Origin of the sequence: Pseudomonas sp. S37 (assembly GCF_016658545.1) — a bacterium.
Classification (GTDB): Bacteria; Pseudomonadota; Gammaproteobacteria; order Pseudomonadales; family Pseudomonadaceae; genus Aquipseudomonas.
This window is the reverse complement of the sequence record NZ_JACVZC010000028.1, coordinates 14,603-36,576: the sequence shown is the minus strand read 5'-3', so window position 1 is coordinate 36,576 and position 21,974 is coordinate 14,603. Positions and strand designations below refer to the sequence as shown.

Below are 21,974 nucleotides of genomic sequence, written 5' to 3'. Positions count from 1 at the left end.
GCCATGCGCACGCGGCACCCGGCTCGTCGACAAGGCCCGGCATGGGCCTTGCCTTCGACTTGGCGCGCCGCGCATAGTTAATACCCGGCACATCGGCTAAGAAGGGATTTCGTAGTGCGTCGGCTTCGGATTGCCTCAGCTCTGATCGTCAGCTTGCTGACCTTGCTCTGCATGTTCCCGGCTTTGGCCGACCATGACGGAGGCTGGAGCGTTCTGCTCGACGAACAGGCCAACCTGCAACTGAGTGACGTGCGCTCCGAGCGCTACCGCAACCAGTTCAGCCCACTCGCGCTTGCCGACCTGGATGCCGCCCCGGCAGAACAGGCCTTGTGGCTGCATTACCGCCTGGACCCAGGCGACCAGGAAAAACTGCTACGGGTATTTGCCCCAGACCTCTCTGGCCTGGACCTCTACGCCCTCGAAGGCGACCAACTTCTGCGTCAGCTGCACCATGGGCGCCAGGCCGGCAATGCCAGCCCGACCCTGCGCGGCAGCGACCATGTACTGCCCCTGCCCAACAGCAAGCAACCGCTGGATATCTACCTGCGCCTGGTTTCCGAGCACCAACTGCGCCCGGCCATCAGCCTGGAGCCTGCAGCCGAGGCCGCCTCCGACCAGAGCCAGCCACTGTTGTTCGGCATGCTGTTCGGCGGCCTGGTGATGCTGATCATGCACAACCTGGTCCGCTTCCTCTACAGCCGCTCCAGCACCACCTTGATCCTGGCGCTGTACCACGGCCTGATGCTGCTAAGTGGCCTGATCCTGCTGAACCTCAGCGGCCCCTGGTGGCATGTCTGGCACAGTGCGCAAACGCCCGCCGCCTACCTGACCCTGGTGCTGGCCGGCCTGGCCGGGCTGTATTTCACCCAGCACTTCTTCTCGCCGTGCAATTCGCCACGGCTGAACCGCCTGCTGCAAGCTGAAATGCTGATTGTCGGGGTCAGTGGCCTGGTGCTGCTGTTCGTCGACACCCTGCCGCTCAACCTGATGACCTACGCCCTGATGGCGCTGGGCAGCGTGAGCATGCTGCTGGTCAGCAGCTACCACTGGTACAGGGGCTACCCTCCCGGGCGCCTGTTCAGCTTGGCCATGGTGGTGTTCAACCTCGGCGGCCTGGTGCTGCTGCCGGCCCTGCTCGGCCTTACCCGCACCTCGACACCGTGGCTGCTGTGCATTCTGCTGGGCCTGACCGTGGTCAGCGGCCTGCTGCTCAACCTGGCAGTCAGCGAACGCCTGCGACGCATGAGCGAAGAGCGCTTCAGTGCCAGCCGGGCGCTGGCCGCCAGCGACGCCGAGATCAACGCCAAGGCCGAGTTCCTGGCCAAGATCAGCCACGAAATCCGCACGCCAATGAACGGCGTGCTGGGCATGACCGAGCTGCTGCTGGGCACACCGTTATCGGTCAAGCAGCGCGATTATGTGCAGACCATTCACAGCGCCGGCAACGAACTGCTCACGTTGATCAACGAAATTCTCGACATTTCCAAACTGGAATCCCGGCAGATCGAACTGGATGACGTGCAGTTCGACCTCAACGCGCTGATCGAGGATTGCCTGAATATCTTCCGCGCCAAGGCCGAGCAACAGAACATCGAGTTGATCAGCTTTACCCAACCGCAAGTACCGCGGGTGATCAGTGGTGACCCGACGCGCCTGCGCCAGGCCTTGTCGAGCCTGCTGGAAAACGCACTGAAAAACACCGACCAGGGCGAGATCCTGCTGGTGGTGGCCCTGGACCAACGTGGCGAGGTACCACGCCTGCGCATTGCCGTGCAGGACAGCGGCGAACCGCTGCCTGCCACCGACCGCGAAGCGTTGCTGCAGGCCGAACTGCACAGCCACCACTTCCTCTCCAGCAACAAGCTGGGCGGCCACCTCGGGCTGGTCATCGCCAAACAGTTGATCGGGTTGATGCAGGGCGAATTCGGCATCAAGAGCAGCACCGGCATGGGCAATACCCTGTGGCTGACCTTGCCGTTGGACCCTTCGCGTCTTGAGCAGCCACCGGCCGACCTCGACGGCCCACTGCGCGATGCCCGCGTACTGGTGGTGGACGACAACGACACCTGCCGCAAGGTGCTGGTGCAGCAGTGCAGCGCCTGGGGCATGAACGTCAGCGCAGTGCCGTCAGGCAAGGAAGCCTTGGCCCTGTTGCGCACCAAGGCGCACCTGCGCGACTACTTCGATGCGGTGCTGCTGGACCAGAACATGCCCGGCATGACCGGCATGCAACTGGCCGCCAAGATCAAGGAAGACCCCAGCCTTAACCACGACATTCTGGTGGTGATGCTCACCGGCATCAGCAATGCGCCCAGCAAAGTCATCGCGCGTAACGCCGGGGTCAAACGCATACTCGCCAAGCCGGTGGCCGGCTACACGCTGAAAACCACCCTGGCCGAGGAACTGGCCCAGCGCGGCCGCGAGCAGGCGGTGCCGGCCAGCCTGCCCGGCGTCCCGCAGGCACTGGACCTGCCTGGTGACTTCCGCGTGCTGGTCGCCGAAGACAACAGCATCTCGACCAAGGTGATTCGCGGCATGCTCGGCAAGCTGAACCTGCAGCCGGACACCGCCTGCAATGGCGAAGAAGCCTTACAGGCGATGAAAGCGCAGCGCTACGACCTGGTGTTGATGGACTGCGAGATGCCGATCCTGGATGGTTTCTCGGCCACCCAACAGTTGCGTGCCTGGGAAGCCGCCAACCAACGCCAGCGCACCCCGGTGGTGGCGCTGACTGCGCACATTCTGGCCGAACACAAGGAACGCGCGCGGCTGGCCGGCATGGACGGGCACATGGCCAAGCCGGTGGAGTTGTCGCAGTTGCGCGAACTGATCCAGTATTGGGCCAACCAGCGCGAAGCCCAGGTCAACCCGGCGCATATTTCTTAACGGCTGACGAATTCCTTTGTAGGAGCGGCCTTGTGTCGCGATCGGGCTGCGCAGCAGCCCCAAGGTCTATGCTACAGCCTGGAAACCGGGGGCTGCTACGCAGCCCGATCGCGACACAAGGCCGCTCCTACATGACCCCACCTTCGCCAAGGATCAGCCCCCATGCTCCATGAGTTATTCAGCGTCTACCTGAAAATGCTGGTGCTCTACAGCCCGTTCTTCGTGTTGTCGTGCTTCATCAGCCTGACCCGTGGCCACTCCAGCAAGGAGCGCAAGCAACTGGCCTGGAAGGTGGCCTTTGCCGCGCTTATCGCCAGTGTGCTGCTGTACCTGTTCGGGCGGGCGATCTTCGGTATTTTCGGCATCACCGCCGACGCCTTCCGTATCGGCGCCGGTAGCGTGCTGTTCATTTCGGCGCTGGGCATGGCCCAGGGCAAATCCGCGGTTCAGGCTGACAGCGTGCAGCAGGATGTCACGATCGTGCCGCTCACCATCCCCCTCACCGTCGGGCCGGGTACCATCGGGGCACTGCTGGTGATGGGCGTCAGCCAGCCGCACTGGGACGACAAGCTGCTGGCCATCATCAGCATCGCCTTGGCCAGCTTCACCGTTGGCCTGGTGCTCTACCTCTCGCACCGTATCGAGCGCGTACTCGGCGACCAGGGCCTGCAGATTGTCAGCCGGTTGATGGGGCTGTTCGTCTGCGCCCTGGCCGCGCAGATCATCTTTACCGGTATCCGCGGTTACCTGTTGCCTTAAATGGCGTAATCATGAATCTGTTCCTGCGCGGCTTTGACGACACGGTCCTTTACTTTGGGTAAATAGGTATTTTCGAACGCCAGGATGTTGAAGCGTACCAATTCTGCACGCACATTCTTGTGGCTACGCTTGTGCTGAATAAACCCTGCACTGAACACCGATTGCTTGTCCGTCTCGTGGTAAATCACCATATCCACCCTGTTTGCACCGCCCGGGGCGCACGGCAAAAGTTGGAAGTGCTGCCGTTCAAACGCGCTTGCTTCAAGCCTGCGAAGTGCTTTCGGGTCTGAAAGAAGCTTTTTCATGGAAATATCGGTTGTCGAGGCAAAACTGTCACCAGCGGCCTTGGAAATCGTCGCAAGCACCTGATCTGTCTGACGGGTACGGCCTTTATCCGGCCAATGAATCTGCTCGGCGGTCACGGCGTCCCAACCCATGAATTTCAGCTGGTTTCGATAATAGGCAAACCAGTCAGTAATCACTTTTTCCTGGAAGGCACTGTGGGCTGCACGCTCGGCCATTGCCAAGGCCAGTTTCACCTTGCTTGCCTGGGCAGCGCAAATGCCCGGCAAGAACGAGACAATACCCGCACCGATTACCGCAGGGGCGACTGAAGTCATGATGCTGTCCCCGTTACTGATGCGTAAGGGTCAAACCGGTAATCACCTTGGGCATCCTTGTGTTCCATAAGTGCTTGCAGTTCAACTCGCTGGTGTTGGAAGCGCCCGTTATCCAGCATCAGCGAAACACCATTGAACTCGGCTTCACCGCGGAGCACCTGTTCACTCAACAACACATCCAGCGGAATGCCCGAGATACGCTCGTCGATGTGCATCGTGATGCTGCACAGGTCCAGCGCTGGCCCCGGCTTGAGCAGGCCGATTTCGAATACAAGCTTCGAACGCTGCCCTTGTTCCTGAGCGCTGTACTTCAGCATATGGCGTAAACCTTCAGCAGATTTGCTCAGGCCGGCCTTGACTGTCGCAAGGACCACTTCAGGGCAAATCGAGCGAATCTTCAGCCAGGCTTCCAGTGGCTGGATATACGCGCTACGCGCGGGTTGACCCAATTGCTTCAAGTCATGAGTGCTGGCCAGCTTGATCCAGCCCAGTTGGCGGTAGGCCTCTCGGGTGGCGGCGTACCAGTTTTCGTAGTTTCCAAAACGTGAGCCAGCGTTCTTGTTGGCCACCAGCTGCGCGTACAGTATCGAGTCGAAGGCGGCCCGGCGCTGTATCTCACTAGCCCCCACCGGGTAAACCAAGGCCGTCCCACCGATCAACATCAGTTGCTCAGATGTTCTATCCATTGCGTTGTCTCGTCACAAAAGGAATCGAAAAAGGCGGCGTCAACAGGACGCCGCCCTGCCATCAGATGTCGTACTGCAGAACGTTCTCGACGGTGCGCACGCCAAGTTTGTTTTCCACGGATGCGCGGGCATGGTCGTAAACGACATTATTTAGGATGAGCACCGCCGTGCCCGCGTAGTACTGGGTCTTGTCCAGCTTCCACTGGATGCCCAGGATGTCGCTATCCAGTTGCGGGGCAGAAGCCTGGATGCAGTTCACCACCATGACCACATCGTTGTTCGCAGTTTCGATACAGGCAGCCATGCCAACCATGCCGCGCGCTTTGTTGCTGCGTTTGTGATCGATGATCTTGGCGTCGCTTTTAACGGTAACCAGAGCATCGAAGGCCGATTTCGCCAGCTCGCCCAGCTTGGTGCCACCCAGTAGTGCATTGCCGACCGCACCGATTGTGCGGATAGCCACCGCACCTACGGTGACCGACAGCTCTGCCGAGGTATTCAGTTCGAAGCTACGCCGAGGGATGGTGAAACCGATGTCACGCATGACGTCGATAAATTGGTTGTACCACTCGCGGCTCTGCTTTTCTGCATCGAACTTACTGTCAGCTACCAGGGTAGCAAAGTGAAAAGCGTTCTTGACGTCATGACGGTTTTGCGCAGACATGCCTGCGCCACAGGCCAGCAGGTTGCCTTCGACCAGGATCGCGGCATCGTTGGTTGTTGCGATTTGCATTGCTTCGGACATGTGAAACTCCTTGGTGGTTACCCCTGGAGGCAGGGGCAGCCACCTTAGCCAGCACGCTCGAAACGCAGCGCACTGAAGCGTTTCCGTCGCAACTAGCTGGCCGAAGGGTACCAACGCGGCGTGTAGGCCCAGACCCCGCCCGAGAGGCGAGGAAACACGCAGGTTGTAGAGGAGCCGATCAGAACCATGGTGCGCATGTCGACCATTTCTGGCAGCAGTTCGGCCAAGGTGACTACCTTCAGCGTCTGCCCCGGCCTACCGATGTCACGGCCAAGGACTACAGGCGTGTTCCCCTCCCTATGGCGACGTACAACCTCCAATGCCACACCAAGCTGGTGTGGCCGAGATTTGGAAATGGGGTTGTAGAAGGCCAGCACCAGGTCAGCCTGCGCGGCCAGGTCCAGGCGCTTTTCAATGATCGACCAAGGCTTGAGGTTGTCCGACAGCGACATCACGCAGAAGTCATGCCCCAGCGGCGCGCCTGCCTGGGCGGCGGTCGCCAGCGAGGCCGAAACCCCCGGCAGGATCTCGAGGTCGACGCGGTGCCACGCCGGGTCACTCGACTCGTGCAGCGCTTCGAGTACCGCCGCCGCCATGGCGAAAACGCCAGGGTCGCCCGACGACACCACCACCACCGAACGGCCCTGGGCCGCCAGCTCGAAGGCATGCCTGGCGCGCTGCATTTCTTCACGGTTGTCGGTGCAGTGCAGCACTTGATCGTCACGGAATGGGCCGGCCATGCGCACATAGGTTTCGTAACCCAGCACATCCTCGGCCCGCGCCAGTTCGGCCTTGACCGCCGGCACCATCAATTCGGCAGCACCTGGGCCCAGGCCGATCACCGCCAGGCGGCCGCGACGGCGACCGATCTGCGCCACTTCAACCGGGGCAGGCGCCACCGCGATGACCACTTCTGCCTCTTCAATCAACTCGGCATCTGGTAACACCGCAGCCACCATGCTGGCCACGTCGCCGGGCCTGGCAGCGAAGCGCAAGGCAACACCCAGGGCCTGCGCCGCTTCGTGCAAGGCGCTGTCGGCCATGGCCTGCTCATCCGCCAGCACGCAGGCCACTGAAGGCTCAGCGATGCCGGCCTGCTGCAAGGCCGTACGAATACCGTGCAGATTGCCGCCTGCAACCCCCACGACCACAGAGCGCGGGTGGATCAGCAACTCGTCGCGGTTGGCCGGACGCGCCTGATGCCCCACATGAATGGTGCGTTGCGCCGCTTCGCTGGCAGGTAACTGCGCCTGCAGCAACCATGGCGCGTCACCTTCGATGCGCACCGACTCGCCAGCCAGCAGGTCGGAGACAAAGCGCTTGCCTTGCTCGATGTCCGCCAGGGCATAGCCCTGCGGCGGGTTCAACAGGCAGGTGCCAAAGCGCAGTTCACCACTGGTGGTGATGGCAGCAGCGACGCCCAACACCTCAGCGATTTCGCGTGCCATCACGTTCACGCCGCCCAGGCCACCGAGCAACGGCACCACTGCGCTGCCATCCTCGGCCACGGCCAGCACCGGCGGCTCCACGCCCTTCTCGTTGAGCAGGCTGGCCAGGCTGCGAATGACGATACCTGCGGCACACAGGGCGATGATCGGCGTGCCCTGCTGGTACAGCCCGCGCAAGGTATCGCCGAACGCACCGTAGTAGACGTCGGCACCCTCGACCCGGCCTTCCAGGCCATGGATCGATGCCTGTGGATAACACTGCTGGATACGCTGCGCGGTAGCCAGGCTGCCCGGGCCAAGAATGACGATTGCCGGTGCCTTGTGCATGTTCAGCCCTGCCATTTTTCCCCCGGCACGATGATCAGCGAGAAGTACGGCGACGACTGCGGGTCGACCTGGTCCAGCGGCACGATCTTCTGGTTGGCCATGGTCGCGCGTTCTACATACAGCGCGCGGCCGTCCAGGCCCAGTTCGGCCAACACCTCGCGCACCTTGGGGAAGTTGCGGCCAAGCTTCATGATCACCGCCGCATCGGCGTCAGCCAGGCGGCGCTTGAGCTCCTCGGCCGGCAATACGCCAGACAGTACCGACAGGCTCTGGTTGCGATACACCAGCGGCGCACCCAGCACCGAAGCGCCACCCAGCATCGAGCAGACGCCCGGGATTACCTCGGCTTCGTAACGCTGTGCCAAGCGGTCGTGCAGGTACATGTAGGAGCCGTAGAAGAACGGGTCGCCTTCGCAGATCACCGCCACGTCGCGGCCGGCATCCAGGTGCTCGGCCACCTGCACGCTGGCTTCGTCGTAGAAGTCGCTGATCACCTGTTCGTACGACAACGGCGCCGGCAGCACTTCGGTGGTGACCGGGTAAACCAGCGGCAGCAGGGTCTGCTCGGGCTGCAGGTGCGCCTCGATGATGCCGAAGGCATTGCCACGCTTGCCCTTGGCCACGAAGTAGCCCACCACCGGTGCTTCGCGCAGCAGGCGCAGGGCCTTGAGGGTGATCAGTTCAGGGTCGCCCGGGCCCACGCCCAGGCCCAACAGTCGTCCACGCGGCGCCATCATTCCACCTCCGTGGCCAGGGCGTTGACCGCGGCGGCGGCCATCGCGCTGCCGCCCAGGCGGCCTTGCATGATTACAAACGGAACACCGCGGCTGTCGGCGGCGAGCATGGCCTTGGACTCGGCAGCGCCGACGAAACCGACCGGGAAGCCGAGGATCAGCGCCGGCTTGGGGGCACCGGCGTCAAGCATTTCCAGCAGGTAGAACAGCGCGGTGGGGGCGTTGCCGATCACCACCACGCTGCCTTCCAGGTGCGGGCGCCACAGTTCCAGGGCCACGGCGGAACGGGTGTTGCCGGCGTCCTTGGCCAGGCCCGGCACGCTCGGGTCACGCAGGGTGCAGATGACCTTGTTGTCCGCTGGCAGGCGGGCACGGGTGATGCCTTCGGCCACCATGTGCGCATCGCACAGGATCGGCGCGCCGTTCAGCAGCGCCTCGCGCCCGGCACGGCCGGCGCCTTCGGAGAACTGCAGGCCATCGATGGCGTCGACCATGCCACAGGCGTGGATCACCCGTACGGCGAGCTTTTCGAGGTCTGCGGGGATCCGCTCGAGTCGGGCTTCCTCGCGGATGATCCGGAAGGAATTGCGATAGATCTCCTGACCATCGCGGATGTAGTCAATCATCAAGGTGCTCCGTCGGCAGGTCGAGCATGGCGCCTGCTTCATTCAAGGTAAGGTCGGTGCCGCGCAGGGCGCCAAAGCCCGGCTGGCGCGCGTCACGCAGGTACAGGTCATAGCGGCCCGGCGAGCGGGCCAGCAGGGTGGCCGGGGCCACATGGGCCACGGCGCAGGAACGGGGGCAGCCGGACAGGTGCACGCTGGCGGGGGAACCGGGGCCCAGCAGTGCGGCCAGGGTAACGGCGTCGGCCTTGGTCTCGCCCAGCGCCTTGGCGCAGCCACTGCTGCCGGTGCAGGCACTGATGCGTGCCAGCGGCTCATGGGCGTGGCACAGCAGGCCGAGTGCGGACAACTCGGCCTGGGCGTGTTCGATGTGCAGCGTTTGCAGGTTGGGCAGCACCAGGCTTTGCCAGGGGCTCAGGCGCAGGCTGCCATCGCCCAGTTCACAGGCAACGCGTGCGGCGCCGCGCAGCATGGCCGGGGTCAGGCGGCCTTGCGGTGGGGCCACGCCAAGGGCCAGGCCCTGCGCCTGGGGCAGTATGCCCAGCCATGTGGCATGTTGTGCTTCACGGCGCCAGGCGAGTACTGCAGCATCGCGGCGAATGCACAGGCCCAGGCCGTCGACAAAGTCGCTTGCCGAGCACACCTCAAGCAACTGGCGCATGCGCGATTGCGCCGGGGTTGCCAGGTCGAGGAAGCGCTCCAGCACAGCACGCACCAGCGCCAGCCCCTGCCCCACTGGCACTGCGCCGAGCACCTGGCCGTCTTGCGGGCAACTTGCCAGGCCAAACGCCAGCCAGGTCTGTTGTTCCAGACGCAGGGCCGACAGCCACAGGTCGTGGGGGTGTTCGAGCATGGCCAGGCCTTCGCCGGCATCCAGCTGCACGGCGAACTTGGCCGATAGCTGGTGGAAGCGCGGGGTGCCTTCAAGCAGGTCGAGGATCTGCCCGGCCAGCGGCCGAGCGTCCAGCAGCATGCCTGGATCATACCCGGCCAGCGGGCTGAGCATCAGGTTGCGCACATCGTCGCCGGCTGCATCGCGCGGGCCCAGGCCGGCCGCGAGCAAGGTCTCGACCAGGGCTTGGTGCTGGCTGCCGATGCCGCGGATTTGCAAGTTACCCCGGTTGGTGGCTTCGATTACGCCGCCGGCAAAGCGCTCGGCTGCCGCGGCCACGGCGTCGGCCTGGTCGGCCAGCAGCAGGCCGCCCGGCAGCTTGATACGGCAGATACCGCCATCCCGGGCACTGACGATGCGCCACAACCCCGGGCAGGCCGAGGGACGAGGGGTAACATGGGGGGCATCGGCCTGGGTCAATGGGGTGTCCGGCAATCTGTGAAAGTGCGCTTGAGTGTAGAAGGCGCGGTATTATGCCTGCTTTGTCCGGCGGCATGAAAAGCCGGTGGTCGAGCATCCTCGGCTGATTGAGTAGAAATTCAGGACCGCGTCGCCCTCTTCGCGGGTAAACCCGCTCCCACAGGATCACCTTTGCCCAAATGGCTGCGCGGTCCCTTGTAGGAGCGGGTTCACCCGCGAAGGGGCGCAAAGCGCCCCCAAAATGGCGGATTTGAAACACATGACCCCTTGGCTGACAGTAATAGGCATCGGCGAAGACGGCTTCCCTGGCTTGGGCAAACAAGCCCGGCGCGCCCTGCTGGGCGCCACGAAGATCGTCGGCAGCCCACGCCAACTGGCCTTGCTGCCACGCTGCATCACCGCTGAACAACTGGCCTGGCCCAGCCCGTTCTCGCTAACCCCGGTACTGGCCCTGCGCGGCGAGCCGGTGTGCGTACTGGCCAGCGGCGACCCGATGTTCTACGGCGTGGGCGCCAGCCTGGCGCGCCAGGTGCCTGCCGCCGAAATGCGTGTGCTGTCGATGCCCTCCTCCTGCGCGTTGGCCGCTGCCCGCCTGGGCTGGTCGCTGCAGGACCTGCAGGTGGTGTCACTGGTAGCCCGCCCCCTGGCAACGCTCAATGCCCACCTGTACAGCGGCATGCGCCTGCTGGTGCTGAGCAACGATGGCAACAGCCCGGCGCAGATTGCCGCGCTGCTGCGCGAGCGTGGCTTCGCGCCCAGCCGCCTGCAAGTGTTCGAGCACCTCGGTGGTGAAGCCGAACGGGCACTGGCCGGCACCGCCCAGGACTGGCCGCACACCGGCATCGCCGCGCTCAACCTGGTCGCCATCGAATGCCTGGCTGCACCCGAGGCCCCACGCCTGCACCGGCTGGCCGGGTTGCCCGACAGCGCCTTCCGCCACGACGGCCAGCTGACCAAACGCGATGTGCGCGCCATTACCCTGGCGCGCCTGGCACCGCAGCCCGGCGAACTGCTTTGGGACGTGGGCGCAGGCTGTGGCTCGATCGGCATCGAATGGATGCGCGCCCACCCCGCCTGCCGCGCCCTGGCCATCGAGGCCGACGAAGGCCGCCAGGGCTTCATCGAACACAACCGCGAAGCGCTCGGTGTACCTGGCCTGCAACTGGTCTGCGGCAAGGCGCCCGCAGCACTGGAGGGCCTGGAGCAACCGGATGCCATCTTCATCGGCGGCGGCGTTACCCGCGAAGGCGTGCTTGACCGCTGCTGGGCAAGCCTGCGCCCTGGCGGGCGGCTGGTGGCCAATGCCGTGACCCTGCAAAGCGAACTGGCCCTGGCGCATTTTCGCGAGCAGCACGGCGGCGAACTGACCCGCATCCATGTCGCCCATGCCCAACCCTTGGGCGCATTCGACACCTGGCGCCAGGCGCTGCCGATCACCCTGCTCGAAGTGGTAAAGCCCGCCGATGCGTGAAGAAACCCGCGAACAGCCCGCGCCCCTGCGCAGCGGCCTGACCACCGGCAGCTGCGCCACCGCCACCAGCCTGGCGGCGGCCAAGCTGCTGCTCACCGGGCAGCGCGACGATGCCGTGGATATCACCCTGCCCAAGGGCAAGGTGGTGCAGATGCGCCTGGAGTTCTGTCGCCTGGTTGGCGAGCGCGCCGAAGCCGGCACCCTCAAGGATGCCGGCGACGACCCGGACGTGACCCACGGCGCCCTGCTCTTCAGCCAGATACGCCTGCTGGGCGAGCCGGGCATCCGCTTTGTCGCCGGTAGCGGCGTCGGCACCGTGACCCGCCCGGGGCTGGTGCTGGCGGTGGGTGAGCCAGCCATCAACCCGGTACCACGGCGGATGATCAGCGAGCACCTGCAGCGGCTGGCCAACCAGTGCGGCTACCCCGGCGGCTTCGAGGTCACGGTCAATGTGCAGGGCGGCGAGCAGTTGGCGCTGAAAACCATGAACCCGCGCCTGGGCATCCTCGGCGGGCTGTCGATCCTCGGCACCAGCGGTATCGTGCGGCCGTTCTCCTGCGCGGCCTACATCGCCTCGATCCACCAGGGCATCGACGTGGCCCACACCAACGGCTACACGCATATTGCCGCCTGCACCGGCAACGCCAGTGAGGACACCATGCGCCGGGTCTACGGCCTGCCGGAAATCGCCCTGATCGAAATGGGCGATTTTGTCGGTGCGGTGCTCAAGCACCTGCGCAAGGTACCGGTGCCACGCCTGACCCTGTGCGGGGGGTTCGGCAAGATCAGCAAACTGGCCGCCGGGCACATGGACCTGCACAGCCGCCACTCCAGCATCGACCTGCCGCAACTGGCCGGCTGGGCAGCGGACATCGGCGCTGACGCGGCCCTGCAAGCCGCAATCATTGGCGCCAACACAAGCCAGCAGGCGCTCGCACTGGCGCATGCAGCCGGCATCGCCCTGGGTGATGCGGTGTGTGCCCACGCCCTGGCCTTTGCCCGCAGCGTGGTGCCGGCCCACGTACAGGTGGAAGTGTTCGCCATCGACCGCCAGGGCGGCATCGTCGGCAAGGCAGGCGTGCAATGACTGCCCGTATCCTGCTGTTGGGTGGCGTCACCGAAGCCCTGGCCATCGCCCGCCGCCTTGGCCCTAAGCACGTCTACAGCCTGGCCGGTATCGGCAGGGTGCCGCAGGACCTGCAATGCCAGGTGCGGGTCGGCGGTTTTGGTGGCGCCGAGGGCCTGGCCCGTTACCTGCGCGAGGCGGGCATAAGCCTGCTGATCGACGCCACCCACCCGTATGCCGCGCAGATCAGCCGCAATGCCGCCAGCGCTGCCCGTATGGCGGGTATCCCGTGCTGGGCCCTGCGCCGCCCGGCATGGCAGGCGCAGGCGGGGGACGACTGGCGCGAGGTAGAAGACTGGGCGGGGTTGATCGAGGCACTCAAACCGTTCCGCAGGCCGCTGTTCACGTTGGGGCGAGAGCCGCTGCAACATCTGGATGAGATTCCAGCGGAGCAGTTCTGGACCTTGCGGGCGCTGGAAGCATGCCCTGGCAACGCGCGCTGTGAAGTGATTGGTGCGCGTGGGCCGTTTCATATTGAAGATGAAAGGGCGTTGTTCCAACGGCGCAAGATCGATGTGCTGATCAGCAAGAACAGCGGCAGCGTGGCGACCGAGCCGAAGCTGGAGGTGGCGCGGGAGCTGGGGGTGCCGGTGCTGATCTTGAAACGCCCGGTACTGCCGGAGGTGGACCGGGTATTCGAATCGCTGCGTGACCTGACTGCAGCACTGGACCTGCAATAACACATATCGCAAGCACGCCGCAGATCCCTGTAGGAGCGGCCTTGTGTCGCGAAAGGGCCGCATAGCGGCCCCCGGATTTCAGCGGTGATGCATAGATTGTTGGGGCCGCTTTACGGCCCTTTCGTGACACAAGGCCGCTCCTACAGGAGAGCGCGCCAGTCTTCAGAAAATGTGTCAGGCAGTCGCCCTACAGCCCTTTCGGACTTTTCCCTCAACCCTGCAAGTGGCCCTAGGCCGCCCCGCTGACATAAACTCAAGTCCTCCCCCTGGAAGGCGCAGCCCATATGGATATGCAATGGTGGATCTGGCTGGTATTCGGCATCGCGCTGATCCTGCTCGAACTGGTCCTGCCGACATTCTTCATCCTCTGGTTCGGCATCGGTGCCGTGCTGGTCTCGCTCATTTCGCTGGCTGCCCCCAGCCTGCAGCTGGACATGCAGGTGCTGCTGTGGGTGCTGCTGTCGTCGGCCACCACCGCGCTTTGGTTCAAGCTGTTCCGGCGCAAGCAGCCGGATGTGCGCTGGACTGCCGACAGCGTGATTGGCGAAGTGGGTTTGCTGACCGCTGGCGTGTCGGAATTCCACAAAGGCCGCGTACGCTTCCAGAAGCCGATCCTCGGCAACGAAGAATGGACCTGTATCGCCAACAGCGAGATTGCTGCCGGCGAGCGGGTGCGCCTGACCGCCATCGAAGGAAACACCGCCCGCGTCGTCCGGGCCTGAATCCGCACTAAAAGGAATTTAGCATCATGACCAGCCTCATCGTCGTCGGCGCCATCGCCCTGTTCGTCCTGATCACCGTGTTCAAGGGGGTGCGCATCGTGCCCCAGGGCGAGGAGTGGATCGTGGAACGCCTGGGCCGCTACAACACCACGCTCAAGCCCGGCCTGAACATCGTCATCCCGTACATGGACGTGGTCGCCTACCGCCTGCCGACCAAGGACATCATCCTTGATGTGCAGCAGCAGGAAATCATCACCAAGGACAACGCGGTAATCGTCGCCAACGCCCTGTGTTTCGCCAAGGTGGTCGACCCGCAGAAGGCCTCGTATGGCGTGCAGAACTTCTCGTTCGCCGTCACCAGCCTGACCATGACCTCGCTACGCGCCATCGTCGGCGCGATGGACCTCGACGAAGCGCTGTCCAGCCGCGAGCAGATCAAGGCGCGCCTGCGCGAGGCGATGTCCGAACAGACCGAAGACTGGGGCGTGACCGTGCGCTCGGTGGAAATCCAGGACATCAAGCCGTCGGAGAACATGCAGCTGGCCATGGAACGCCAGGCCGCAGCCGAGCGTGAGCGCAAGGCCGACGTGACCCGTGCCGAAGGCGCCAAGCAGGCGGCGATCCTTGAAGCGGAAGCGCGCCTGCAGGCTGCCAGGCTGGATGCCGAGGCGCAGATCAGCCTGGCCGAGGCCTCGGCGCGGGCGATTTCGCTGGTGAAGGAAGCGGTGGGCAACGAGACCGTGCCAGCCATGTATCTGCTGGGTGAGCGCTATGTAGGCGCGATGGAGAACCTGGCCGGGAGCAACAATGCCAAGGTGGTGGTGTTGCCGGCGGACCTGCAGGAGACCGTGCGTGGGCTAATGGGGCGTGGCAAGGTTTGAGAATGCCGGGGGCGCTTTGCGCCCCTATCGCGACACAAGGCCGCTCCCACATTGGACATCGCACAGTCTCTGTGGGAGCGGGCTTGTCCCGCGAATGGGCTGCAAAGCAGCCCCCGAAGCCACCTCGCCTGCGTCACTTCACCGCACCCCGCCATTTTTACCTATACTCCGCCTTACAATACCCACCACGATTCCTGACCGGATCTCTCCATGCCCCCACGTCGGCACATTGCCTGGATAGCCTGCCTTGCAGTGCTGTTCAACCTGCTGGCCATGCCGCTGTCTTCTGCTGCGCCCAAAGGCCCGGCCGAACAGCTGCTGTGGGGGGCTTTCTGTTCCAGCATGGCCAACAAGGCCAAAGTCGATGTGCAGGCCCTGGCCAAGATCGACCTCGGCCCGCAAAGCGACGACAGCGCCGGCATGATGAACTGCTGGTGCTGCTCTGGCGCCGCGCCGCTGCTGGCCCTGCCCGTCTACCCGCCACAGTTGCACAACCCGCCGACACTGCTCGCCGGGCTGTTGCCGCCACCTGCTGACTACCAACCCACGCCGCGCCAGCTATGGCCTGCGTTAAACCCCCGTGCCTCTCCGCTGGCCTGAGTGTTTCAAGCTGTCTGCCTGAACCTGAACAGAACGGAGATTCACCATGCTCAAGCACGCCCTCGTCATGGCCGCCCTGCTGCTGCCCGGCGCCTTTGCCAATGCCCACGAATACAGCGTGGGTGACCTGCACATTGCCCACCCCTGGTCGCTGCAGTTGCCACCCAACGCGCCGAACGTAGCGGCGTATTTCGTGGTGCACAACAATGGCCAGGCCGATGACCGCTTGCTCAGCGTCGACAGCCCCATCACCGATGATGCACAACTGCACGAGCATGCCATGAGCGCCAGCGGGGCCATGAAAATGCAACAGGTGCCCAGCGTGGTGGTGCCCGCCGGCAAGGACCTGACCTTCGCCCCCAGCGCCTACCACGTGATGCTGATGCAGCCCAAGGACCGCAGCCTGCTCGTCGACGGCAAGCGCTTCCCGTTGACCCTGCACTTCGAAAAGGCCGGCAACGTTACCGTCGAAGTGGCCGTGCAGAAGCAGGCGCCAGCGGACCAGCCGCAAGCCCACGAACACGCGCACTGACACCCGCTGACAGGCACCCGCCATGAGCCTGCCGCGCAACAGCCGCCGCCGTACCACCCGCCCTGACCGCAGGCGCGCCGGTGGCGGATGGCTGAGCCTGTTCGCCATGTGGATGATCTTCATCGGCCCGCTGGTTTCCCAGTCGATGCCGATGGACCACCACGCGGGCATGAGCATGCCGATGGACATGCCGATGGCGGCTGCCCATCAGCATGCCGGCGACAGCCATCACGGCCACGGCGGCGATGGCCAGTTGCACGTGATGTGGGAAAAGTGCGGTTACTGCAGCCTGTTGTTCAACTGCCCGGCCCTGCCCCAGGCTCTCAGCCCGCTTAGCGCCGACAGCGTCGTCCCCACCAGTTACCTGTTTGCGCCAACGCACCAGGGCCATGCCCGGCAGGCTGTGTTCCCCGGTGCGCGCAGCCGCGCCCCGCCGTCCTCGATCAACGTCTGAACGCACATTTTGCGCACGAAGCCAGAAGGCTTCGCGCTAACTCATGACTGATCGACTGGAATCACTATGTCCGGCTGCACCCCTGTTTTCGCCTTGTCCCTGCGTGGGACCATCGCCGCCGTGTGCGGCTCGCTGCTCGCGCCCGTGGCCCTGGCCGCCGACCCTGGCCATGAAGGCCATGCGCACGACGCACCCGAGCTGAGCCCGACGGTGATCACCGCCGTGGCGCCGAGCTCGCCACTGACCGTGGTCACCAACCCGAAAGACCCGCGCCAGCCCGTGCCGGCCAGCGACGGCGCCGACTACCTGAAGACCATCCCCGGCTTTTCGGCGATCCGCGCCGGCGGCACCAACGGTGACCCGGTCCTGCGCGGCATGTTCGGCTCGCGCCTGAACATCCTTACCAACGGCGGCCTGATGCTCGGCGCCTGCCCCAACCGCATGGACGCCCCGACCTCGTACATCTCGCCGGAAACCTACGACCGCCTGACCGTGATCAAAGGCCCGCAAAGCGTGATCTGGGGCCCGGGTGGCTCGGCAGGCACCATCCTCTTCGAGCGCGAACCGGAAAAGTTCGGCAGCCTCGGCAGCCGGGTCAACGCCAGCCTGCTGGCCGGCTCCAACGGCCGCTTCGACAAGGTGCTGGACGCCGCTGCCGGCAACAGCCAGGCCTATGCGCGCTTTGTCGGCAACCAGTCGCGCTCGGATGACTACCACGACGGTAACAACGACACCGTGCCGTCCCGTTGGGACAAGTGGAACGGCGATGTCGCCCTGGGCTGGACGCCCGACCAGGACACCCTGCTGGAGCTGACCGCCGGCAAGGGCGATGGCGAAGCACGCTACGCCGGGCGCGGCATGGACGGCTCGCAATTCAAGCGCGAGAGCCTGGGGCTGCGCTTTGAAAAGTCCAACCTCGGCGAGGTGCTGGACAAGGTCGAGGCGCAGGTCTACTACAACTACGCCGACCATGTGATGGACAACTACAGCCTGCGCACGCCGTCAGGCAGCGGCATGATGGGCATGCCGATGGTCAGCAACGTCGACCGCCGCACGATGGGCGCACGCATCAAGGCCACCTGGCGCTGGGCCGATGTGCAACTGATCAGTGGCATCGACGCGCAAACCAACGAGCATCGCCAGCGTGGTGGCATGGGCGTGGACGCACACAAGGGCCAGGCCTGGACCAAGGACGCCGATTTCCATAACTACGGCGCCTTCAGCGAACTGACCTGGTACGTCAGCGGTGAAGACCGGCTGATCAGCGGCGCCCGCCTGGACCGTGCCTCGGCCCGCGACTTCCGCCAGGGTAGCGCCACCGAAGGCGACACCCGCGCCGACACCCTGCCCAGCGGCTTCATCCGCTACGAGCACGACCTGGCAGCCGTCCCGGCCACCACCTACATCGGCCTGGGCCATGCCCAACGCTTCCCCGACTACTGGGAGCTGTTCTCGCCCAAGTTGGCGCCACCCGGTGCGGCCAACGCCTTCGACGGCATCAAGCCAGAGAAGACCACCCAGCTCGACTTCGGTATCCAGTACCGCACTGAACGCCTGGAAGCCTGGGCCTCGGGCTATGTCGGGCAGATACGCGACTACATCCTGTTCGACTACCGCACCGGCATGATGGGCATGAGCACCTCGCAGGCGCAGAACATCGATGCCCGCATCATGGGTGGCGAACTGGGTGCGGCCTATATGCTGACCGACCACTGGAAGGCCGACGCCACGCTGGCCTACGCCTGGGGCAAGAACAGCAGCGACGGCAAGGCTCTGCCGCAGATGCCACCGCTGGAAAGCCGCCTGGGCCTGACCTACAGCCGCGACGTGTGGAGCGTCGGTGCGCTGTGGCGGCTGGTGGCGGCGCAGAACCGCATCGCCGAAAACCAGGGCAACGTGGTCGGCAAGGACTACGACAAGAGTGCCGGCTTCGGCGTGTTCTCGCTTAATGGTGCCTACAAGGTGAACAACAACCTCAAGCTCAGCGCAGGGGTCGACAACCTGTTCGACAAAACCTACGCCGAGCATTTGAACCTGGCCGGGAATGCCGGGTTCGGCTACCCGGCAACAGATCCACAGCCGGTCAATGAGCCAAGCAGGACCTTCTGGACCAAGGTCGATTTCAGCTTCTGACAACAACCACGGGCGCCGCTTCGGTGGCGCCCATCAGCTGGTCAAACAGGAGGTTCCCATGAGAGGAACACGTATCAACTTCTATAACCTGGCCTGGCGTTGGCACTTCTATGCGGGGCTGTTCGTGGCCCCGTTCATGATCCTGCTGGCAATCACCGGCATCATCTACCTGTTCAAGCCGCAGCTCGGCCCGCTGCTGTACCGTGACCTGATGGTGGTCGAAGCCGGCCACCACCGACAGGGCGCGGATGCGTTGCTGGCCGAGGTGCATCAGGCCTACCCCAAAGGGCACATCGGCCAGTACCTGCCACCCTTGAACGCCGAGCGCAGCGCGCAATTCGTGGTACATGACGGCGGCCGCGAACTGAACGTGTTCGTCGACCCCTACAGCGGCAAGGTGCTCGGCGAGCAGGACGGCAAGCAGAACCTGCAGGCCATCGCCCGTGCCCTGCATGGCGAACTGATGGTCGGCACGGCAGGCGACCGACTGGTGGAACTGGCCGCCGGCTGGGGCATCGTGCTGGTGGTATCGGGCCTGTACTTGTGGTGGCCACGCGGGCGCAATGGTGCAGGCGTGCTGTGGCCGCGGCTGTCGGCGCGCGGCCGGCTGCTGTGGCGCGACCTGCACGCAGTAACCGGCTTCTGGGGTTCGGCCCTGCTGTTGCTGATGCTGGTCAGCGGCATGACCTGGACCGGTATGTGGGGCAAACAATACGCCGATTTGTGGAACCGCTTCCCGGCGGCCATGTGGAACGACGTGCCCAAGTCGGACCAGCAGGCGGGTGAACTGAACAGCGCTCACCGCCAGACCGTGCCGTGGGCACTGGAAAACACGCCGATGCCGCAGTCCGGCGCACACGCCGAACATGCCGGGCACCATATGATGTCGGACATGCCCGCAGCGCCGCAGGTGAGCCTGCAGCAGGTCGAGGACATCGCCACCTCGCGTCAGGTCGAGCCGGGCTACAGCATTACCCTGCCCACCACTGCAGACGGGGTGTTCACCATTGCCGTGTTCGCCGACGACCCGCGCAACGACGCCACCCTGCATGTCGACCAATACACCGGCAAGGTGCTGGCCGATGTGCGCTGGCAGGACTACAGCCCGGTCGCCCGCGCCACCGAACTGGGGGTGATGCTGCATGAAGGCAAGATGTTCGGCGCGTTCAACCAGATCATCATCCTGCTGGTGTGCCTGATGATCCTGCTGGGCTCGGTGAGCGGGCTGGTGATGTGGTGGAAGCGTAGGCCTGAGGGTGGGCTGGGCGTGCCGCCGCTGCGCCATGACCTGCCGCGCTGGAAGACGGCGGTGGGGGTGATGCTGGTACTGGGGGTGATGTTCCCGCTGGTGGGGGTGTCGATGGTGGTGATGTGGGTGGTGGATAGCCTGGTGGTGAGACGCCGCCGGGTATTGGCCAGCGCCTGAATTCTGCATTGCCTGTACTGGCCTCTTCGCGGGTGAACCCGCTCCTACAACGAACTGCGTTGCCTTTGTAGGAGCGGGTTTACCCGCGAAAGGGCCGGCACAGGCAAAACACTGCTACCCAAATGTAGAGTCGATCTGTCGCGCCCCGAACTGGAACGCGCGTGTTAGCCTACCCGGCTACCTCTGACAAGAAGACTGACCTCTACAAGGGAATGCAGCCTATGACGCAAACCTCACCCACAGCGCCAGATGAACAGCATCTGCAACGCAACCTGACCAACCGCCACATCCAGCTGATCGCCATCGGCGGCGCGATCGGCACCGGCCTGTTCATGGGCTCGGGCAAGACCATCAGCCTGGCCGGGCCATCGATCATCTTCGTCTACATGATCATCGGCTTCATGCTGTTCTTCGTCATGCGCGCCATGGGCGAACTGCTGCTGTCGAACCTCAACTACAAGTCGTTCATCGACTTCTCCGCCGACCTGCTCGGCCCCTGGGCCGGCTACTTCACCGGCTGGACCTACTGGTTCTGCTGGGTGGTCACCGGCATCGCCGACGTGGTCGCCATCGCTGCCTACACACAGTTCTGGTTCCCCGACCTGCCGCAGTGGATACCGGCGCTGACCTGCGTGGCCTTGCTGCTGTCGCTGAACCTGGTGACGGTGAAGATGTTCGGCGAGCTGGAGTTCTGGTTTGCCCTGGTCAAGATCGTTGCCATTCTCGGCCTGGTCGCCACTGGCCTGTACATGGTCATTACCGGTTTCACCTCGCCCAGCGGGCGCACGGCGCAGCTGGCCAACCTGTGGAATGACGGCGGCATGTTCCCCAACGGCCTGATGGGCTTCTTCGCCGGCTTCCAGATTGCCGTGTTCGCCTTCGTCGGCATCGAGCTGGTCGGCACCACCGCCGCCGAGGCAAAAAACCCGGAACGCACGCTGCCACGGGCGATCAACTCGATCCCGATCCGTATCATCGTGTTCTACGTATTGGCGCTGATCGCGATCATGGCCGTGACCCCGTGGCGCGACGTAGTGCCAGGCAAGAGCCCGTTCGTCGAGCTGTTCGTGCTGGCGGGCCTGCCGGCAGCGGCGAGCATCATCAACTTCGTGGTGCTGACCTCGGCGGCCTCGTCGGCCAACAGCGGCGTGTTCTCCACCAGCCGCATGCTTTACGGCCTGTCGCAGGAAGGTGACGCGCCCAAGGCGTTCGAGAAACTGTCGAGCCGCTCGGTGCCGGCCAACGGCCTGTATTTCTCCTGCACCTGCCTGCTGCTGGGTGCGGTGCTGATCTACCTGGTGCCGAACGTGGTCGAGGCGTTCACCCTGGTCACCACCGTTTCGGCGGTGCTGTTCATGTTCGTCTGGACGCTGATCCTGCTGTCGTACCTGAAGTACCGCAAAAACCGCGCGGCGCTGCACCAGGCGTCGAAGTACAAGATGCCGGGCGGGCGCTTCATGTGCTACGTGTGTCTGGTGTTCTTTGCCTTCATCCTGGTGTTGTTGAGCCTGGAGGCGGATACCCGCTCGGCGTTGCTGGTGACGCCGATCTGGTTCGTGCTGCTGGCAGTGACCTATCAGGGCGTGCGTAGCCGCCGTCATCCGCGTTCGGCTGTGCGTAACGGCTGATGGCCTCGGGGGCTGCTTTGCAGCCCATCCGACCGGTCCGGGGCGCCGGACCGGTCGGATGGGCCGCACAGCGGCCCCAATCCTGTGCACACAAATCCCCCAGGCACCAACCTGGCCCGCGCAAACGCCCCAACACCTCGCACAACCCCTCTATCCTGCCGCTTTCGCCACTCGGCACACC

General features: G+C 64.4%; 20 protein-coding genes. 13 read left to right on the top strand and 7 right to left on the bottom strand.

Going from position 1 to position 21,974, the window contains the following annotated elements:
* Positions 1-114: 114 nt before the first annotated feature.
* Entirely contained in the window at positions 115-2,886 is a 2,772-nt protein-coding gene (locus IAE39_RS11995) for a hybrid sensor histidine kinase/response regulator (protein WP_201202559.1), read from the top strand.
* A gap of 162 nt (positions 2,887-3,048) precedes the next feature.
* Positions 3,049-3,645, top strand: a complete 597-nt coding sequence (locus IAE39_RS11990; RefSeq protein WP_201202557.1) for a MarC family protein — start codon at positions 3,049-3,051, stop codon at positions 3,643-3,645.
* Here the strand turns inward: IAE39_RS11990 and IAE39_RS11985 are convergent.
* From IAE39_RS11985 to cobG, 7 genes are all read right to left on the bottom strand, one after another.
* Entirely contained in the window at positions 3,642-4,265 is a 624-nt protein-coding gene (locus IAE39_RS11985; RefSeq protein WP_201202555.1) for a hypothetical protein, read from the bottom strand. The two genes, IAE39_RS11990 and IAE39_RS11985, sit on opposite strands and share 4 nt — an antisense overlap.
* Complete coding sequence (locus IAE39_RS11980; RefSeq protein WP_236548538.1) at positions 4,262-4,927, bottom strand: hypothetical protein; 666 nt, start codon at positions 4,925-4,927, stop codon at positions 4,262-4,264. Before IAE39_RS11980 ends, IAE39_RS11985 begins: the two co-directional genes overlap by 4 nt.
* Before the next feature lie 85 nt (positions 4,928-5,012).
* The gene (locus tag IAE39_RS11975) at positions 5,013-5,696 is read right to left on the bottom strand and encodes a hypothetical protein (protein ID WP_201202551.1); all 684 of its coding nucleotides are present in this window, start codon (positions 5,694-5,696) and stop codon (positions 5,013-5,015) included.
* A 92-nt stretch (positions 5,697-5,788) separates the two neighbouring features.
* On the bottom strand, positions 5,789-7,486 hold the full coding sequence (cobJ, locus tag IAE39_RS11970; RefSeq protein WP_201202549.1) for a precorrin-3B C(17)-methyltransferase: 1,698 nt from the start codon (positions 7,484-7,486) through the stop codon (positions 5,789-5,791).
* Positions 7,474-8,205 carry a precorrin-2 C(20)-methyltransferase gene (locus IAE39_RS11965; protein ID WP_047604704.1) on the bottom strand — a complete coding sequence of 244 codons (732 nt, stop codon included), beginning with the start codon at positions 8,203-8,205 and terminating at the stop codon, positions 7,474-7,476. The genes cobJ and IAE39_RS11965 overlap by 13 nt, the downstream gene beginning before the upstream one ends.
* A complete protein-coding gene (locus IAE39_RS11960; RefSeq protein WP_003257545.1) occupies positions 8,205-8,831 on the bottom strand; it encodes a precorrin-8X methylmutase in 627 nt (208 codons plus the stop codon). Before IAE39_RS11960 ends, IAE39_RS11965 begins: the two co-directional genes overlap by 1 nt.
* Positions 8,824-10,155: a precorrin-3B synthase gene (cobG, locus tag IAE39_RS11955; RefSeq protein WP_201202547.1), complete on the bottom strand. Its 1,332-nt coding sequence runs from the start codon at positions 10,153-10,155 to the stop codon at positions 8,824-8,826. Before cobG ends, IAE39_RS11960 begins: the two co-directional genes overlap by 8 nt.
* A 244-nt stretch (positions 10,156-10,399) precedes the next feature.
* Here cobG and cbiE point away from each other — a divergent pair, with 244 nt between their 5' ends.
* The 11 genes from cbiE to cycA all read left to right on the top strand — a co-directional run bounded on the left by cbiE (position 10,400) and on the right by cycA (position 21,793).
* Positions 10,400-11,611, top strand: coding sequence for a precorrin-6y C5,15-methyltransferase (decarboxylating) subunit CbiE (gene cbiE / locus IAE39_RS11950; protein WP_201202545.1), 1,212 nt, complete (start codon positions 10,400-10,402; stop codon positions 11,609-11,611).
* Positions 11,604-12,698, top strand: a complete 1,095-nt coding sequence (locus IAE39_RS11945) for a cobalt-precorrin-5B (C(1))-methyltransferase (protein WP_201202543.1) — start codon at positions 11,604-11,606, stop codon at positions 12,696-12,698. Before cbiE ends, IAE39_RS11945 begins: the two co-directional genes overlap by 8 nt.
* Positions 12,695-13,417 carry a cobalt-precorrin-6A reductase gene (locus IAE39_RS11940; RefSeq protein ID WP_201202541.1) on the top strand — a complete coding sequence of 241 codons (723 nt, stop codon included), beginning with the start codon at positions 12,695-12,697 and terminating at the stop codon, positions 13,415-13,417. The genes IAE39_RS11945 and IAE39_RS11940 overlap by 4 nt, the downstream gene beginning before the upstream one ends.
* A gap of 284 nt (positions 13,418-13,701) precedes the next feature.
* A complete protein-coding gene (locus tag IAE39_RS11935; protein ID WP_201202539.1) occupies positions 13,702-14,139 on the top strand; it encodes an NfeD family protein in 438 nt (145 codons plus the stop codon).
* A 26-nt stretch (positions 14,140-14,165) separates the two neighbouring features.
* The gene (locus tag IAE39_RS11930; protein WP_201202537.1) at positions 14,166-15,020 is read left to right on the top strand and encodes an SPFH domain-containing protein; all 855 of its coding nucleotides are present in this window, start codon (positions 14,166-14,168) and stop codon (positions 15,018-15,020) included.
* A 210-nt stretch (positions 15,021-15,230) separates the two neighbouring features.
* On the top strand, positions 15,231-15,620 hold the full coding sequence (locus IAE39_RS11925; RefSeq protein ID WP_201202535.1) for a DUF2946 domain-containing protein: 390 nt from the start codon (positions 15,231-15,233) through the stop codon (positions 15,618-15,620).
* 46 nt (positions 15,621-15,666) lie between these two features.
* Positions 15,667-16,152 (top strand): copper chaperone PCu(A)C, encoded by a 486-nt coding sequence (locus tag IAE39_RS11920; RefSeq protein WP_201202533.1) that lies wholly within the window; start codon positions 15,667-15,669, stop codon positions 16,150-16,152.
* A 22-nt stretch (positions 16,153-16,174) separates the two neighbouring features.
* Positions 16,175-16,606, top strand: a complete 432-nt coding sequence (locus tag IAE39_RS11915) for a DUF2946 domain-containing protein (protein ID WP_201202531.1) — start codon at positions 16,175-16,177, stop codon at positions 16,604-16,606.
* Positions 16,607-16,672: 66 nt separating this feature from the next.
* Positions 16,673-18,739 carry a TonB-dependent copper receptor gene (locus IAE39_RS11910; RefSeq protein WP_201202529.1) on the top strand — a complete coding sequence of 689 codons (2,067 nt, stop codon included), beginning with the start codon at positions 16,673-16,675 and terminating at the stop codon, positions 18,737-18,739.
* A 58-nt stretch (positions 18,740-18,797) separates the two neighbouring features.
* Entirely contained in the window at positions 18,798-20,165 is a 1,368-nt protein-coding gene (locus tag IAE39_RS11905) for a PepSY-associated TM helix domain-containing protein (protein WP_201202527.1), read from the top strand.
* 221 nt (positions 20,166-20,386) lie between these two features.
* Positions 20,387-21,793: a D-serine/D-alanine/glycine transporter gene (cycA, locus tag IAE39_RS11900; protein ID WP_201202525.1), complete on the top strand. Its 1,407-nt coding sequence runs from the start codon at positions 20,387-20,389 to the stop codon at positions 21,791-21,793.
* Positions 21,794-21,974: the final 181 nt, after the last annotated feature.

What these genes read in the sequence shown, in the direction of transcription:
- IAE39_RS11990 (WP_201202557.1), top strand. Translation starts at nt 3,049, where the DNA reads ATGCTCCATGAGTTATTCAGCGTCTACCTGAAAATGCTGGTGCTCTAC.
- IAE39_RS11985 (WP_201202555.1), bottom strand. Translation starts at nt 4,265, where the DNA reads ATGACTTCAGTCGCCCCTGCGGTAATCGGTGCGGGTATTGTCTCGTTC.
- IAE39_RS11980 (WP_236548538.1), bottom strand. Translation starts at nt 4,927, where the DNA reads ATGTTGATCGGTGGGACGGCCTTGGTTTACCCGGTGGGGGCTAGTGAG.
- IAE39_RS11975 (WP_201202551.1), bottom strand. Translation starts at nt 5,696, where the DNA reads ATGTCCGAAGCAATGCAAATCGCAACAACCAACGATGCCGCGATCCTG.
- cobJ (WP_201202549.1), bottom strand. Translation starts at nt 7,486, where the DNA reads ATGGCAGGGCTGAACATGCACAAGGCACCGGCAATCGTCATTCTTGGC.
- IAE39_RS11965 (WP_047604704.1), bottom strand. Translation starts at nt 8,205, where the DNA reads ATGGCGCCGCGTGGACGACTGTTGGGCCTGGGCGTGGGCCCGGGCGAC.
- IAE39_RS11960 (WP_003257545.1), bottom strand. Translation starts at nt 8,831, where the DNA reads ATGATTGACTACATCCGCGATGGTCAGGAGATCTATCGCAATTCCTTC.
- cbiE (WP_201202545.1), top strand. Translation starts at nt 10,400, where the DNA reads ATGACCCCTTGGCTGACAGTAATAGGCATCGGCGAAGACGGCTTCCCT.
- IAE39_RS11945 (WP_201202543.1), top strand. Translation starts at nt 11,604, where the DNA reads ATGCGTGAAGAAACCCGCGAACAGCCCGCGCCCCTGCGCAGCGGCCTG.
- IAE39_RS11940 (WP_201202541.1), top strand. Translation starts at nt 12,695, where the DNA reads ATGACTGCCCGTATCCTGCTGTTGGGTGGCGTCACCGAAGCCCTGGCC.
- IAE39_RS11935 (WP_201202539.1), top strand. Translation starts at nt 13,702, where the DNA reads ATGGATATGCAATGGTGGATCTGGCTGGTATTCGGCATCGCGCTGATC.
- IAE39_RS11930 (WP_201202537.1), top strand. Translation starts at nt 14,166, where the DNA reads ATGACCAGCCTCATCGTCGTCGGCGCCATCGCCCTGTTCGTCCTGATC.
- IAE39_RS11925 (WP_201202535.1), top strand. Translation starts at nt 15,231, where the DNA reads ATGCCCCCACGTCGGCACATTGCCTGGATAGCCTGCCTTGCAGTGCTG.
- IAE39_RS11920 (WP_201202533.1), top strand. Translation starts at nt 15,667, where the DNA reads ATGCTCAAGCACGCCCTCGTCATGGCCGCCCTGCTGCTGCCCGGCGCC.
- IAE39_RS11915 (WP_201202531.1), top strand. Translation starts at nt 16,175, where the DNA reads ATGAGCCTGCCGCGCAACAGCCGCCGCCGTACCACCCGCCCTGACCGC.
- IAE39_RS11910 (WP_201202529.1), top strand. Translation starts at nt 16,673, where the DNA reads ATGTCCGGCTGCACCCCTGTTTTCGCCTTGTCCCTGCGTGGGACCATC.
- IAE39_RS11905 (WP_201202527.1), top strand. Translation starts at nt 18,798, where the DNA reads ATGAGAGGAACACGTATCAACTTCTATAACCTGGCCTGGCGTTGGCAC.
- cycA (WP_201202525.1), top strand. Translation starts at nt 20,387, where the DNA reads ATGACGCAAACCTCACCCACAGCGCCAGATGAACAGCATCTGCAACGC.